This is a genomic window from Acetobacterium sp. K1/6, assembly GCF_034438075.1.
Lineage (GTDB): Bacteria > Bacillota > Clostridia > Eubacteriales > Eubacteriaceae > Acetobacterium > Acetobacterium carbinolicum.
In genome coordinates this window covers 1-15,110 of record NZ_JAXQGA010000019.1, presented here as the reverse complement: position 1 = coordinate 15,110, position 15,110 = coordinate 1, and the positions used below count along the sequence as shown (strand labels likewise).

The 15,110-nt window shown below is 40.7% G+C and carries 15 protein-coding genes; 2 read left to right on the top strand and 13 right to left on the bottom strand.

Going from position 1 to position 15,110, the window contains the following annotated elements:
* Positions 1-30: 30 nt before the first annotated feature.
* The 13 genes from U2P91_RS14445 to U2P91_RS14385 form a co-directional block, all read right to left on the bottom strand.
* Positions 31-480 (bottom strand): hypothetical protein, encoded by a 450-nt coding sequence (locus U2P91_RS14445; RefSeq protein ID WP_111887601.1) that lies wholly within the window; start codon positions 478-480, stop codon positions 31-33.
* Positions 477-1,781: a flagellar protein export ATPase FliI gene (fliI, locus tag U2P91_RS14440; RefSeq protein ID WP_322519876.1), complete on the bottom strand. Its 1,305-nt coding sequence runs from the start codon at positions 1,779-1,781 to the stop codon at positions 477-479. The genes U2P91_RS14445 and fliI overlap by 4 nt, the downstream gene beginning before the upstream one ends.
* Positions 1,782-1,793: 12 nt before the next feature.
* Entirely contained in the window at positions 1,794-2,576 is a 783-nt protein-coding gene (locus U2P91_RS14435) for a FliH/SctL family protein (RefSeq protein WP_322519875.1), read from the bottom strand.
* The gene (gene fliG, locus U2P91_RS14430; RefSeq protein ID WP_111887604.1) at positions 2,569-3,573 is read right to left on the bottom strand and encodes a flagellar motor switch protein FliG; all 1,005 of its coding nucleotides are present in this window, start codon (positions 3,571-3,573) and stop codon (positions 2,569-2,571) included. The genes U2P91_RS14435 and fliG overlap by 8 nt, the downstream gene beginning before the upstream one ends.
* A gap of 29 nt (positions 3,574-3,602) precedes the next feature.
* Positions 3,603-5,189, bottom strand: a complete 1,587-nt coding sequence (fliF, locus tag U2P91_RS14425; protein ID WP_322519874.1) for a flagellar basal-body MS-ring/collar protein FliF — start codon at positions 5,187-5,189, stop codon at positions 3,603-3,605.
* Positions 5,190-5,333: 144 nt separating this feature from the next.
* Positions 5,334-5,645, bottom strand: coding sequence for a flagellar hook-basal body complex protein FliE (gene fliE / locus U2P91_RS14420; protein WP_111887606.1), 312 nt, complete (start codon positions 5,643-5,645; stop codon positions 5,334-5,336).
* A gap of 12 nt (positions 5,646-5,657) precedes the next feature.
* Positions 5,658-6,095, bottom strand: a complete 438-nt coding sequence (flgC, locus tag U2P91_RS14415) for a flagellar basal body rod protein FlgC (RefSeq protein WP_111887607.1) — start codon at positions 6,093-6,095, stop codon at positions 5,658-5,660.
* A complete protein-coding gene (gene flgB, locus U2P91_RS14410; RefSeq protein WP_111887608.1) occupies positions 6,095-6,559 on the bottom strand; it encodes a flagellar basal body rod protein FlgB in 465 nt (154 codons plus the stop codon). The genes flgC and flgB overlap by 1 nt, the downstream gene beginning before the upstream one ends.
* A gap of 324 nt (positions 6,560-6,883) precedes the next feature.
* The gene (locus tag U2P91_RS14405; protein WP_111887609.1) at positions 6,884-7,279 is read right to left on the bottom strand and encodes a flagellar protein FliT; all 396 of its coding nucleotides are present in this window, start codon (positions 7,277-7,279) and stop codon (positions 6,884-6,886) included.
* A gap of 1 nt (position 7,280) precedes the next feature.
* The gene (gene fliS, locus U2P91_RS14400) at positions 7,281-7,673 is read right to left on the bottom strand and encodes a flagellar export chaperone FliS (protein WP_111887610.1); all 393 of its coding nucleotides are present in this window, start codon (positions 7,671-7,673) and stop codon (positions 7,281-7,283) included.
* Between the two features lie 22 nt (positions 7,674-7,695).
* Positions 7,696-9,603, bottom strand: a complete 1,908-nt coding sequence (gene fliD, locus U2P91_RS14395) for a flagellar filament capping protein FliD (RefSeq protein WP_322519873.1) — start codon at positions 9,601-9,603, stop codon at positions 7,696-7,698.
* Positions 9,604-9,702: 99 nt separating this feature from the next.
* Positions 9,703-10,515, bottom strand: a complete 813-nt coding sequence (locus U2P91_RS14390) for a CheR family methyltransferase (protein WP_111887612.1) — start codon at positions 10,513-10,515, stop codon at positions 9,703-9,705.
* A gap of 46 nt (positions 10,516-10,561) precedes the next feature.
* Positions 10,562-12,715 (bottom strand): chemotaxis protein CheA, encoded by a 2,154-nt coding sequence (locus tag U2P91_RS14385; protein WP_322519872.1) that lies wholly within the window; start codon positions 12,713-12,715, stop codon positions 10,562-10,564.
* A gap of 352 nt (positions 12,716-13,067) precedes the next feature.
* Here U2P91_RS14385 and U2P91_RS14380 point away from each other — a divergent pair, with 352 nt between their 5' ends.
* Positions 13,068-14,630 (top strand): hypothetical protein, encoded by a 1,563-nt coding sequence (locus tag U2P91_RS14380; RefSeq protein ID WP_322519871.1) that lies wholly within the window; start codon positions 13,068-13,070, stop codon positions 14,628-14,630.
* On the top strand, positions 14,617-14,991 hold the full coding sequence (locus U2P91_RS14375; RefSeq protein ID WP_322519870.1) for an EscU/YscU/HrcU family type III secretion system export apparatus switch protein: 375 nt from the start codon (positions 14,617-14,619) through the stop codon (positions 14,989-14,991). The genes U2P91_RS14380 and U2P91_RS14375 overlap by 14 nt, the downstream gene beginning before the upstream one ends.
* Positions 14,992-15,110 lie beyond the last annotated feature (119 nt).

Genomic DNA, 15,110 nt, shown 5'->3' with positions numbered 1-15,110 from the left:
TACCTCTTATCTTTCTTTTTTAGAAAATGGTCACGATCCATCTTTCATAATTTTGCTGGTGGTTATAAATTCTTCCATTGCCTTTTCTGTCTCTTTGACGATTTCTTTTTTGTAATCATCATATCTGTTTTCCTTAACAATTTCAAGTGAACGGGTCTCCAGCTTTAAATTTTTAACTACCTCAATTTGAATATCAATCTTCTCTGTAATTTCATCGATTCTTTTTTCAACAATTTTGATCTGTTCTTTCAGAAAAGACATATAGTGGAGATACACCTGACAGGCTGTAGCGGTGATAGAAGCAGCCATATCACGTTCGTAATTCTTCTGACTTTTTTCCAGTTGGTCTTCTAACTCCAGCTGTTTGTCCATTTCATCACTGAGTTGTCTGGTCAAGCCACCTAGTATCATCATTTCATTTTCCAGATTCTGATCTTTATAAGAAAGGAGCTTTCCTAAATGAAATTGGAATTTTTTCATAAGACGGCCTTCTTCATGGCTTCAACACTCTCATCATAAAAACATTTTTCATCAACCTTCTGTTGCAAAAACTGATTGATGCCGGCAATTTTTTTAATGGCAATATCCAAAGACGGATTCGTGCCGCTTTTATAAGCGCCGATACTGACCAGATCGTAGTTGGTATCATACACTGACATCATATTTCGCATCGACGAGGCCGCGTCCATCTGATCTTTACTGACAATATTAGACATCAATCGGCTGACACTATTAAGAACATCAATAGCCGGATAGTGGTTTCTGGCCGCAATTTTACGGGACAGCACAATGTGCCCATCAATAATCCCCCGGACTGTATCGGCCACCGGTTCATTCATATCGTCCCCTTCAACCAACACTGTGTAAATCCCGGTAATGGAGCCGGTTTCAAAATTTCCGCTACGTTCCAGCAGCTTTGGCATCATCGCATAAATGGAGGGCGTGTATCCTCGGGCAACAGGGGGTTCTCCAGTGGCAAGGCCGATTTCCCGTTGGGCCATGGCAAATCGGGTCAGCGAATCCATCATCAGAAGGACATCATTGCCCTGATCCTTAAAATACTCCGCAATGGTAGTCGCTGTCAATGCGCATTTCATCCGCTGCATGGGGGGCTGATCGGAGGTGGCTACCACAAGCACTGATCGTTCCAGACCTTCCTGCCCTAAATCATTCTCTAAAAACTGGCGAACCTCCCGACCTCTCTCACCGACCAGGGCAATCACATTAACCTGAGCTTTTACATTTCTGGCAATCATCCCCATCAGAGTACTTTTACCAACACCACTACCGGCAAAGATGCCCATTCTCTGGCCCTTGCCAATGCTTAATAAACCATCTATTGCCTTTACCCCAAATTCCAGGATATCGTCAATACATGGCCTTGAAAAGGGGTTAGCCCCAGCACTCTGAATTTCGTAGGGCGTGGTATTTAAGATCGGGCCGCCCCCATCAATGGGTTCTCCCATGGCATTAACAACCCGGCCAATCATACTATCCGACACACCAATTTTCAGGGAAGAACCGGTGGGTTCTACAATATTTCCAAAACTAATGCCTTCTGGTTCTTCGTATGGCATCAATAAAACCTTATTGCCGCGAAAACCAACCACTTCAGCTAAAATGAAACGATCTGCATTCTGATCAAATATCTTACACAAATCCCCAATACTGCATTCCGGGCCCACGGATTCAATCATCATTCCGACGACCTTCTCAATTTTTCCAAAGTAGTGATAGGTTTCTGCTCGTTGAATGGCTTTACAAATTTCAGATGTATTCATTTTCGCCTCCAGTTACGAACTTTGTTCGATGGCTTTCTCCAATTGATCCAATTGTACCGGCAGACTCATATCAATGACCGAATCATTGCTTTCCACCATGATCTTATCCTCATCCTTGAGAATAATTACCTTGGATTTTTTCGAAAGCTTCTTGAGTTTTTCTGCCATTCCCTTATTAATATGGAGATCCAGCGTTTTCTGGTTTTCAGATAAATAGATTTTAAGATCCTCTTCATCCCCATGAATGACCTCATCAAAAAACCGCAAGAACAGATCCTGGTCTTCTGCAACCTGATATTTCATTATTTTCTTGGCTATTTCAAAAGCGATATCGAGCAGCTCTTTTTCGCGGTTGTCCAGCGCCTGTTGCCGCTCTTCGTTGATTGCATCAAGAAGTTCATGAATCTCCTGAAGTTTCTGCTCAATTTCGCTTGTTGCCTGTGTCATGCCCTCGTTTAAGCCTTCTCTCAGACCAGCTTGAAAGCCATCCCGGGTGCCATCCTTCAAGCCTTCTTCGTGACCCGTTGCGTAGCCCTGCGAAAAGCCTTCCTGATAACCTGTTTCCTGAGATTTTTCTTTGATTTCCTGACTGGCCTTGATTGCTTCCTTCATCAGTTCATTGGCGGCATGCATCGCTTCAACGCTGTTATCCTGATCGGTTTGATCTTCAGCCATTGTCGTTTCGATGTCTGGTTGATTGTCACTTTCTTGCTCTGTTTCATGATGACTGATAACTGGTATCACGGCTGGCATACTAATTTGAGACACCCATTTAGCTTTTACAATACTAGACAATGATCTCGTCCTTTCCACCCTTAGATGTTACAATTTCGCCTTCTTCTTCCAGTCTTCGAATGACCGAAACAATCTTCTGCTGCGCTTCTTCTACATCCCGGACCCTGACATTATGCAAGAATTCCATCTCACTCTTAACCGTATCACCCATACGTTGGGACATATTGGCAAAAATAATATCCGCAACTGCCTTGTTTGCACCCTTAAGTGCGACTGACATTTCTTTTGTATCAATTTCTTGCAAGAATCGTTGAATCGACATTGAATCGAGGATAACGATATCTTCAAATACAAACATCCGCTTACGAATTTCTTCTGACAGTTTGGCATCATTTTTACTAAGTTCATCAAAGATGTATTTTTCGGTCCCACGATCAATGTTGTTCATAATCTCAGCAATGTAATTAATCCCGCCAACTTCCAGCAAGTCGAAGGAAACAACCGATTCAAATTTGCGTTCAAGAATGGTTTCAACCTGTCTGATAATTTCCGGAGACGTCCGATCCATCCTGGCAATCCGTTCGACCACTTCAACCCGAATGCTCTTGGGCAATTCCGAGATAATGGCCGAAGCCTGATCGGCTCTGGCATAAGATAAAACCAGAGCGATAGTCTGAGGATGCTCATTCATAATCATGTTCATTAGATTTTTGTAATCCGCTTTACGGATAAACTCAAAGGCCTTCGTCCTGAGTGTTTTTGTGACCCGCTCCAAAAGTGCACTACCTTGCTGAACCCCAAAGGCTTTTTCCAGTACATTTCGGGCATAATTAACCCCGCCTTCAATGTATACCTTTTGAGCCACACAAAGACCATAAAATTCGTCAATGACCTGATCTGCCACCTCCGGCGGCACACTATCCTGTCGGGTAATCTCGTAGGTCAGAACTTCAATTTCTTCTTCTTGTAAATGTTTATATATATTAGAAGCAATATCTGCGCCCAGAGAAATAACGACCTGCGCTGCTTTTTGTCGTGGTGTTAAGGTAACGTCCATATTTGTCAACTTCCTTCAAAAATTCTTATCTATTCACTTTCATTTTTAAGCCATGACTTAAATAACTGCGCCGCAATTTCCGGATTTGTGGTGGCAAACTCTTTGATTTTTTCTTTTTTATCATCTTTAAGCGTCTGAATTGGCTCAATGGATTCCAGGTGATCTGCTGCCAGAGCACCAAATAAATCATCTGTTTGAGAATCTTCATCGGTTGCAAAGGCTTCATCAATCCCTTTTCCACGCTTGCCCTTCTTCTTATCTTTTCCAGCCGCTTTTTTCTTTTTGCCGCGGCTAAGAATAAATAACAAGACCAGCAGCAGTAACAGCACACCAGCTCCGATGCCACCAAACACCAATAACTGTTGCGGTGTAAACAGCGGTTCATCCACCTCTTCTTCCAGCTGAGCAAATTCAAAGTTACGCACGGTAACACTTGCAGGCGGGACGCCAGCGGCAAAAGCCACTAATTGAATCAGGTTTTCCCGGGCCACCGGGGTCATCGCCGGATCATCAATGGCAATCCCGATGGAGACCGTTTCGATGGCAGGGTCCAGTTTTTCAGTCTGCGTAATTTCCTGACTAACCGAATAAGTGGTATTTTCGTTTATCCCAGTGACGATTCCACCATCACCAATTAGACCTTCTGCATAGGTTGTGATATCCGTATTCCCGGTAACACCAGCAATTCCGCCGGCGATTCCGTCCTCATTGGAGATAACCAAACTGGAGGACTCCTGATTGATCACCCCGGAGTTTTCACCATCTTCTGATGGCGTATAAACGGTTGATTCCTGCTTAATTGCATCGGTATTAAGAGTCGCTGTTACGGCAACCTTATACTGCTCCTGAGTGTAAGGTCCGTCCAATACCTTGTTTACTTTTTGAGTTAATGCATTCTCAACCGCATTTGTCAATTTTAACTTAGCTTCGCCGCCATTTTCAGCCGCCAGATTGTTGACCAGATCATTTCCTTCTCCATCAGTAAGTGCGATGTTTTCTGCCGTCAGACCCGATACGGACTTAATTACCAGATTTTGAATCCCCGCAATTTGCTGCCGCGTTAAGGTGGCCCCCGGCTCTAAATGAATAATAACCGACGCCGTGGTACTTTCTGTTTCCTGTAGATAAAACACATTTTCTGTTGGTACCGAAATGGTAACAATGGCCTCTTTGACCCCGCTTAAGGTTTTAATGCTGGCACCCAGTCGCTCCTGAAGCTGCATGTTTTCATATTGTTTCCGCTCATAGTCGGTGGCCAGCATGCTGTTATTATCTTTAATGACGTAATAACTCAAGCCGTTTTTGGGGTAACCGGCTGTTGCCAACTGCATCCGCACCTTTGCCTCATCACCAGAGGGCACCATGATATTTCCCCCGGCATCTAACCTTACATCTACCGTCGATTCTGTCAGGGCTGACATAATTTCAGTGGTTTCTGCCTGGGTTAAACCAGTAAAAAGCGGTACATACTCTTTATGGTTCAAAAGAACGGTCAAACCGATGGATGCCAACAAGACCAGTGCAACGCCACCAATCATCAGAATCTTAGCTTTTTTGGTCGTTCCGGTCCAGAAATTTTTGATTTTTTCTAAAAAGCCTTTAATTTTCTCATTCATCGTCTTTTCTCATCCATCCAAAGTATTTGCTGTCAATAGTCGTTAATAAACTGGCGCATTCTAACAGGGAATACCGGTCACCAAAATAAAATTTCAGCCCGGTATCCATTCCTGGTTTAAAAAAATGTTTTGACCTATCCAAACTTATAGGCCTGTATTCATAACAGCCTGATAAGATTCTAAGACCTTATTACGCAACTGTACCATGGTTTGCAGTGCAACATCTGCCTTAGCGGTGTTGATCATCATGGTGTGCATATCGTCCATATTACCAATTGACAAATTGTAAGCATCTACCTTCGTAACTGCTTCTGTTTCTTCTACATTATTAATCGTATCCTGTAGAATATTTTTAAAATCTCCGGCAACGCCGGTTTCTGCTGCATTTCCCGGGGTCGTGACAGCAGTGCCAATATTTGCTCCGCCGATAATGGAATTCATGGGTAAAATAAACATCACTTTCTCCTTTTAACGGCCGATTTCAAGGGCCTTTAATACAATTGATTTTGTCGCGTTAAATGCTGTTACATTTGCTTCATAGGCGCGGCTGGCACCCATGGCGTCAGTCATTTCCTGAGCGGTATTGACATTGGGATACATCACATATCCCTCAGCGTTAGCATCTGGATGGGTGGGATCATAAACCGGAACTAAGGCCGACTCATCTTCAATCACTGCCTCAACCTGTACACCGGCCTTTTGAACAGCACCGGTTGCTGTTTTAAGCGCGTCCAGGAAGGTTCCCGTATTAACACTACTCAGCACTGTCATTTTTCGACGATACGGTTCACCTTCTTCGGTTCGGGTAACCTTGGCATTGGCAATATTTTGCGCAACAACATCCAATCGATACTTTTGAGCTGTCATACCCGATCCGGAAATATTAAAAGAACTTAAGAAACTCATTATTTTCCTCCATTAATTGCATATTTTAATCTGGAGTAGGAGTCACTGACACCACGAACCAGATAGTTATATTGCAGTACCGACTTTGTCATATCAATGTTTTCAGACTCCATATCCACGTTGTTTTGATCTAAACGACTCGTGGTGGCTCCCTGATATACATTAATATTTGAATTATCGATGGATTGAATGCTTTCCATTTTGTCAAGAAAACCCGTCCCACTAGTATTTGCAGTGGTTTGCAGCTTGTTGACTTCCGCCTTCAATGAATCCTCGAAATTGACTTTGATCGCTTTATACCCCGGTGTTTCAGAGTTAGCAATATTATTGCTGGTTGCCTTCTGTCTTTGCCAGGTACCATCAAGTGCTTTTTGATATAGAGCTGAGGTTATTGAATCACCAATCATCATGTCCTCCTTTTTTAATATGCCAACAAAACTGTCAGCTTTTTTATCTTTATTCATTATCTCATACTTTTGTTAAATCAATATTTTTTATCACTATTTACAAACTAAAAATAACACGATTTGCAGATATTACAATCATACCATAAGTTCTAAAAAACAACAAACAGATTTACAAACTGCCTAAGTTGTAATTAAGTTAACCAATAATTAGGTTACACTATTGTATTTGTTAAAGTAAAGTTTGCATTGTGAAGTTTTAAATCATCATTTAAAAAAATGATTTAAATATTGTTTTTCACACCTGTTTTATTATATGTTACCGCATAAAAAAAAGCAACAAAAGTTGCTTTTTTTGTGTATTTATTCATTTAATTTATCAATTTACTTTTTCGCATCCAGAAAAGTACCGTGGCTAGGGGTTAAACTGATTTCATAATCTGCCACTTTCTGATTCTGCTGATTTTTTTTCAAATCCTGAAGGGTTTTTTGTTGTTCAGCTTGGATCATATGAATACAACTTTGATCCATGTCTTGAATAAGTTTGACCAGGTTATCAATTTGCTTTTTTTCATCACTACTGCAAACTTGATTTCCCTTTAGTCCAGTTAAATGCTCTTCCATATTTTTAAGTCTGAGGATTAGTTGATCTCGTTCTTCAAGGATTAAATCCAGATTTTCCCAGTCCTCAATACTGCTGAGAATTTCTTCACCCTTGCTTACATATTCTTTTAAAATAGAAATTTTTTCCTGGCATAATTCATGAGAAACATCGTCCATCTTACAGTCCTCTTGATTTTGAAGGGTTACTGATTTTCTCTGCTTCCTTAAATGAATCTTTAAGATCAACAATTAAAGTCAATAGACTCCTTAATAATTGGATATCACGACTACTATTGGCTTCACCCAACTTTTCAAAAATAAAACTGTACATCTGATTAAGCTCAATTGAAATGGGGTATTGCATATCCAACGAAAGATTAAGTGAGGTTATAATCTTTTGCGCTTTTGCGATACAATTGTATGCTTTAGCAAAACTATCCTTTTCTATTAGGATGATGCCCATTTTTACCTGTTTTTCTGCTTCCTCAAAGAGCTTAATAACCACCTCTCCTTTTGACAAAGATTCGATGGCATAACGCTTTGATTCCTGATAAGCATTTGCGTATTGCATTACATTTTCCCCCTTTCTATCATTACGAACTTGAACCAAATGATGTAATCATCGCACTTTGATTGTTAAGTTGCTGCAGTGCTGTCTCCAGAGCCGTAAACTTACTCCAATAATAAGTTTCTTCAGTCTTTAATTTCTTATTCAAACTCGTTATCATTTTATTCGCCTTTGTTATTTTGTCAGTTATGCTATTTTCCGTATTCGAAAGAGTTGATTCATAACCAGCCAACTCAATTAAAGACCCCCGAGTGCCTTTCACACCGCTTGTTTTTACGGCTGCATCAATCACGCTATTTAACTGATTGGCTAAACCCGTTTTTTCTGTTGTAAAAAGATCTCTAATTTCAGACCCTCTTGTTTTTAGTGCGGTCTCCAGTTTTTCTTCATCAATTTTAAGCTTTCCGTTCTCTGCGTAGCCTGCTGAAGAGATTCCCATATTAAACAATGTAATCCCACCGCTTTCAGCCGCTCCATACATCATTGACTGCATCTTAGATGTAATTCCTTTTAAAACACTGTCTCCTTTTAATAAACCAACCTTGGCCTTTTTTTCCCAGGCTTCGATTTGCTTTTCAGTCATTTCACCTTTTTGCGCATCAGTAAGTGGTGGATAAGCAGAATCAGCCTTTTCCTTAATCAAAGTATTCATCGAAGAAATTAAATTATTATAATCTTCAACAAAACTCTTTATGGTGTCTTTTAATTCGGTTGTGTCTTCGCTCATTGATACTTTCAGTACTTCGTCCACGGCAGTTTTCTCTAAAAGTTCAATTTTGACACCATTCACTTCAATGGAATTAGAAGTCCGTACAATGGATTGTCCATTAACTTCCAAAATCGCATTTTTCCCAGCCTCAGATGTAGCACTTGTGCCCGCCACTTCGGTTGAAAGATCTGCCAAACCAAAGGCATTCATCAAGGTACCTGTCGTTTCTTTAACGACGATATTATCACCAGCACCACTTTCTGTAGCTGTTAATGTAAATTTATCCGTAATCGTAGAGTAAGACATGGTTACTCCGGCATCACTGGTATTTACCTTATTGATAACACTTGACAAAGAATCTGTTGTTTTAAATGAGAAGTTAGTTCTGTTAATTGAAAATTTATATTCCCCATCAACTGGCTGCGTATCTTTTAGTAATGGTAACTCCGATAATGCCTTACTTGTACTTAATCGATCGGTTTGCCCATCGGTGAAGCCTAACTTAGTAAGTGTTCCAGTATCTGAATTCAAGGCACTGACTGTCAACTGAGAACCGGATGCAGAAAAACCTATTTTACCCCCTACCAAAGTAACATCAACAACTGGTACACCGGCACTTTTTTCTCCGAAAGCAGTGTTAATCTTGTTTTGAAGTGCTGTTTCAAAACCATCCGTTCCCACGCTCTCTTTAAACGCCTGATCCAGCGTAATGGTACGTACGCTACCGTCCATTTTTAATAAAAATGATTTACTGGTTGTCGGCGAAATATCATCCAGTAAACTGGCATCGTAAGCCGTCCCTCCGGTTAGTGCGGCGGAAGCACCCGAAACCCCTGTGATGGTCTGGTTTGTCGCCAACTGGGTAACATTTGTAATCTCAATGTTCCCTGCTGCAGCAGCACTAGTAGCAGAAACTGAAATTTTTGTCGACGTCGTCGATGCTTTTATGGTATTAAATAAGGATGCACTTCTAAAATTCGTTTTTGACAGCACATCCAGGTATTTACTCTGGAATTCTTTAAGCGTTTTAGACACATTCCGATAACTGGTTTGTTTCCATTCCAGTTTTTGAACACTTTGCTGTTGTTTCGCTATTCTTGAACGACTTGCGCTCGTTAAACTCTCAACTAAAGAATCTGTATCCAAACCCGATACCAAGCCACCCATTCCGGTTTTAGCTAACAGTGACGAGTTCGTACTGGTTGATGAATTAACTGATGCCATTTTAAATCCCTCCAAACTAATTTGTTTAAAACTATCGCTATTCCAAGTCACTTTGACTATTGTTTCTTATAACAATTATCGTCATTTACTCAGAAAACTTTAGCCTTCTTTCTGATAAATAGATGGTTTAACATATTTAAAAGAATGATCAACCGAAGCCAGGGATTCACTTTGTCCAATGAAAAAGTACCCTCCCGGAAGTAACGAATCATAAAATTTTTGCACAATCTCGTTTTTGGTGGGTTTGTCAAAATAAATCATTACATTTCGACAAAAGATGGCGTGAAAGGGCTTTTTAAATTGGAAGCGGGAAAGCAAATTGAAATTACGGTAAGCCACCCCTTTTCTGATTGGTTCTGTCACTGATAGATACGCTTCATCATAATCCCTAAAATATTTCCGTTTCCATTCCATCGGAATCTTGGAGAGCTCTTCCTTGGAATATACCCCCGATTTAGCGGTCATTAATACCTTGTCCGAGATATCTGAAGCCAGAATGGTACTCTCCCAGGAACTTATCTTATTACCTAAATAATCTCGGGTAATCATGGCCAGGGTATAGGGTTCCTGTCCTGATGAGCAGCCGGCGCTCCATACCCGCAAGTCTTTGGTTTTGGTTGTTTCGTCCACCCAAGGAAGAACCTGTTGTTTATAAAAATCAAAATGTTCGCTTTCCCGTAAAAAATAGGTATGATTCGTGGTCAGTTTATTGATGAGTACACTGATTTCATCATTCTTTTTATCGTTTTTTACATACTCAAAATAATCCATATAGTTGTCATAACCCAATTGAGAAACATAATGACTTAAGCGCCCTTCAATCAGGTGTCTTTTTTTGTGTAAATCGACACCATAATTGGAATGCATATAGCGTGTGATGGCCTGGAACTCGTCTTCCTTCAGTTTTATCATTTTCTTACCTCATAATTTATCTTTAAAATCAAACCAAGCGGGGGATCTAGTAGTGATCTAAAATCGCCGGGATATCAACAATCAGACTGATACTACCGTTTCCTAAAATTGTACAACCGGCAATTCCTGAATTTTTAATTGAATAATGGTTTAAATATTTTGGAATCGGTTTTACAACAATCTGGTGTTTCTTGATCAGATCATCCATAAACAGGCAGGCAAATGTATCTCCGGAATCCACCAGCATTAAGATGCCATCTTCAATATGGGTTTCACACTTTCTATCTTCAAAAATATCATGTAGCCGAATCAGTGGATAGCATACCCCACGAATCATAACCATTTCGTTGTTGTCGGGATCTTTAATGAGCTGGTTGGCCGTGATCTTAAAGGTCTCTCGAATATTGCTGATGGGAATTTCGTAAATATCCTCACCGACTAGCACTTCCATTCCGGAAATAATGGATAGGGTCAATGGAATTTTTAAGAAAATGTTGGTACCAGAACCTTTTTCACTTTCAATTGAAATAGATCCACCCACCTTTTCAATATTCTTCTTAACAACGTCCATACCAACCCCACGACCGGAAAACTCCGTTACCGTTTCTTTGGTCGAGAAACCGGGCGCCATTATTAAATTGAGAATTTCTTTTTCTGAATACTCTTCTTCCGGCTTCACCAGCAATTTTTTCTCTTTAGCTTTTTCCAGAATTCCGACCGGATCCAGCCCCTTTCCATCATCACTGACAGAAATAATAATATCTCCCCCAACATTCTGGGCTGATAAAATCACCTTGCCGACCGGGTTTTTTCCTGCAGCAATTCGTTCTGGTGCATTTTCAAGGCCATGGTCCATGGCATTTCGAACCAGATGCATCAGCGGATCAGCAATCCCATCGATGATCGTTTTATCTACCTCGGTACTTTCACCCATGGTGATGAATTCCACTTCTTTTTTTAGCTTTTTACCAACATCTCTGACAATTCGTTGCATTTTTTTAAAGGTACCGGCGATGGGAATCATCCGAATGGACATCACAATATCCTGTAGTTCATCGGTTAATTTTTGCAGTTGGGTTGACGCTTTTTCGAAACTTTCATCCCGCTTTCCTTCCATGCCAACGCTGCCAAAAACCATCGATTCCGTGATAACAATCTCGCCAATTAAGTTCATTAGAGTATCTAGTTTATTTAAGTCAACGCTGATTAAATTCTGAACATTAGTTTTTTGCTTATTGGGATCATTAACCTTTTCAGGGGTCTTTTTCCCCACTGGTACAACATCGGGTTTGGTCTTGATTTCAGGTGTGATTTCTTCTTCCTGGAAACAATCAACAAAATCGATTCGTTTCACAGATAAGATACTTAGCGCAATGTTTTCAACCGTTTCCTTATCGGCATTTGTTTCTAGATGACAGAAAAATCCATTTTTTAGGATAATCCCCGCCGCTTCCGGATTATTATTGAGCTGTTCCGGAATTGTTTTTGTGATCTTCCCAATCGATTCCAGTTTGTTAACCAGCATAAATGCGCGGATATTTTCCATTTGAGAATCTTCGTTAAATCGGGTGTGAAGACAGTAAGTGTTTGGTTTGTCAGCCATCTCAACCATGTCCGCTTCATCCGCTTCATCCTCATCATCTTCTGTTTTTTCATCGCTAACCGTGTCAAAACGCAGATCCCCAAACAAATCATCGTGTTCTGCTGTTTCTTGAATTTCTGTTTTGGCATCATCCAACGGGCTGTCAATGATTTCTTCCTGCTCTTTTACTGGCACATCCTGCGATAAACCCTTAATTCGGTTTAAGAAAGCATCCGTTTCGACAATTAGTTCGTCGTTTTCATCCAGCAGGGTTTCGTTGTTCTTGATCTTCTCAACTTCGCCTTTGAGAAAAGTGGAAAAATTAAGGACCAGGTCCATTAAATCCCCAAAATCCTCCTGCTTTATGCCGTTTTCCCGAATAACGAAAAACAGGTCCTCCAATTTATGAGAGGAATGTGCCAACATGTCAAACTCCATCATTGCTGAAGAACCCTTGATGGTATGCATAATCCGGAAGATTTCATTAATGTCATCCGGGGTTAATTCCGCATTGTCTTCAGATTGAAGAAAAATTTCCTCTAATTGATCAAGCAGTGTTTCCGATTCAAAAATATACATCTCTAAAATGGAATCATTTCCAGAATCATAATTACTCATTTTGTCCATCCTTTATATACATGAAATTTTTACCTTAATTTATTATATCGGCTTTTTGTCCTAAATGCACTTTATTTTTTAATTCCTTGTAGATATACCCCAATTCCACGAAGTTTATCAACCTGAATTGATGTAATTTCTCTGTTACAATCTTTAACTTCGTTTGTTTGCATGGTGTCCATTAATATAATATCGGCAAAAATCCGAGATTCCTTAGGTTTTTATTAAAAACTAGAGACTTCTTTAACAATCTTCACCAACTTATTAAATCAATTCTTAAATGATTGATTATCTATTGCGAATACAGTATAATCTAAACTAACTAAAGTAAGATATAGAAAGGAGCTCTCAGTTGGATAGTATCAAAATCACCTCGACTGTCTCCACTCCAAAAGTTAATGATATCCCAAGTAAACATACTCCCAGTGATTCAGTTTTTAGTATTAACGGCACCGATAACGGCAGTAAAATAAAACCTGTTTCAGAAAACTATGACAAAGAGAGCTTCCGGGAAACCCTGTTTCAGAATTTGCAAAAGGAAATTCTAAAACCCCTGATGAACAGCACGACTGCAGAAGCTGATGCCCTGCGCAAGCTTGTGTTGATCTCCGAGCTTTTCGAGTCATCCGCAGGAGCCTTGCCGAAAGAATTGTTAGATGGTCTTTTTATCAACACTCAGGATCTTTTGAGCGAACTTCTACTCCGAGACAAAACCGACTCCATCTTTAAGGGCTCTTTTTTTGACAGTCTTCGATCATTGGCTAAATTGGACGGGTATCCCCAGTTAAAAGAGGCCATTGTTTCCATTCTCAGGCACTACGATGCCCACGTAAACCGAAACCAGACCCTCAACGGTATTTTTTTAGAGACCAGCCGTTTGCTGATGACACTTCCCTCTAAAGAGCGGGCCTTGCTTGAACAACAACTACTTAAATTGGAACTTGTTTTAACTAAGTCAAACGGAAAAGAACAACCAAACCAGGAACTTCAAAATCTTATTAATTTAAAAGCCGCCCAAAACGGTAAGCCGGGTGATCAATTAGAACAGCGTTTATCCCGTATCGAAACCCTGTTGAACTCAAAAAATCTCAACTATCAGGAAATTCAACAACTGCTAAAAAACGATACCATCCCGGTACTGCGTCAGATTTTGCAGTCCCAGGCTTACAGCGATAAAACCTATCAATCGGTAGCGACGATTATTGATCACATTGTCCGATTTGATAAAGGTAACCCTGAACAACTCGAAGCAGCGGTCTTGCGCTTTTCCCAGGCCTTAAAACCCCTGTCCAACTTAACCGACAGCGATATTGTGGAAATGAAAAACCAACTTTTCCGCCATGCTAAAGAAGCCGAAATTCTGTCTGATCGTCTGGAATCTTCGTCTAAAAACCCGGGTGATGGTGAGAAGGTCGCTTTGGCCCAACTGCTCGAACAGGCACTGGACGAAAAAAACTCGTCAAAAATTATCAATTCCGCGCAAAACCTGCTAGAAACCCTGGTACGTAACGAAAGCCCCATCTTTACGATTATGCACTTTTTAATTCCGCTGCGTTTTTTAGATGAAAATTCCTATGGTGAATTTTTTGTTGACAAAGATCCCGCCGCTAAAAAGGGCGAAAAAGGGGACTCTGACAATGCAACCGATATTTTCTTTACCATTCAGTCGGACCGGTACGGTAATTTTGAGGTCGAGCTACTGGCCCGGGATAAAAATATTACCTTAAATATTAAGTCTCCCGGTCCATTGGTTGAAACATTAAAAGCGACCCGGGAGCAGCTAAAATCCATCGTCGAGGAGCAGGGCTATTCCCTTGCCAGCTATGGGGTGGGCGAATATTTACAAAGCCAGACCATCCTGCAACGTTTTCCAAAGCTGGCTTTTAGAAAGGTAGGTCTCGATGTCACCATCTAAGGCTAAAAAAGCACCAAAAAAAAACATCCCTATCCAGGACGGCCAAACAAACAACGCAACTCCAGAAGCAGAAACCAGGGAACAACCTTTAAAAGTTACCGCACTGCGCTATGATCCTGATAAAAATAGCTCTCCCGTCATCGTTGCCGCCGGAACTGGTTTTGTCGCCCAAAACATCTTAAGCGTCGCTGAAGAAAACGGCATCCCGATCTATCACGATGACTCCGCCGCCACCCTGCTATCCAAGCTTCAAATGGGGCAGGAAATCCCGCCGGAACTGTTTCAGATTGTGGTTAACATTTATGTGTCCTTGTTAAACTTGGCCGAGGGAAACGATGTCGACGATAAACTGTTCGATTAGTGGTAATTAATAAACCGATGGCTTTTATCTGGTCGTTAAACTATGTTGATTGTCAAGTAAAATTGACCCACTTTTTCGTTTAAATTTGACCCACCTTAGTATTGATGGTTAATGGCTCA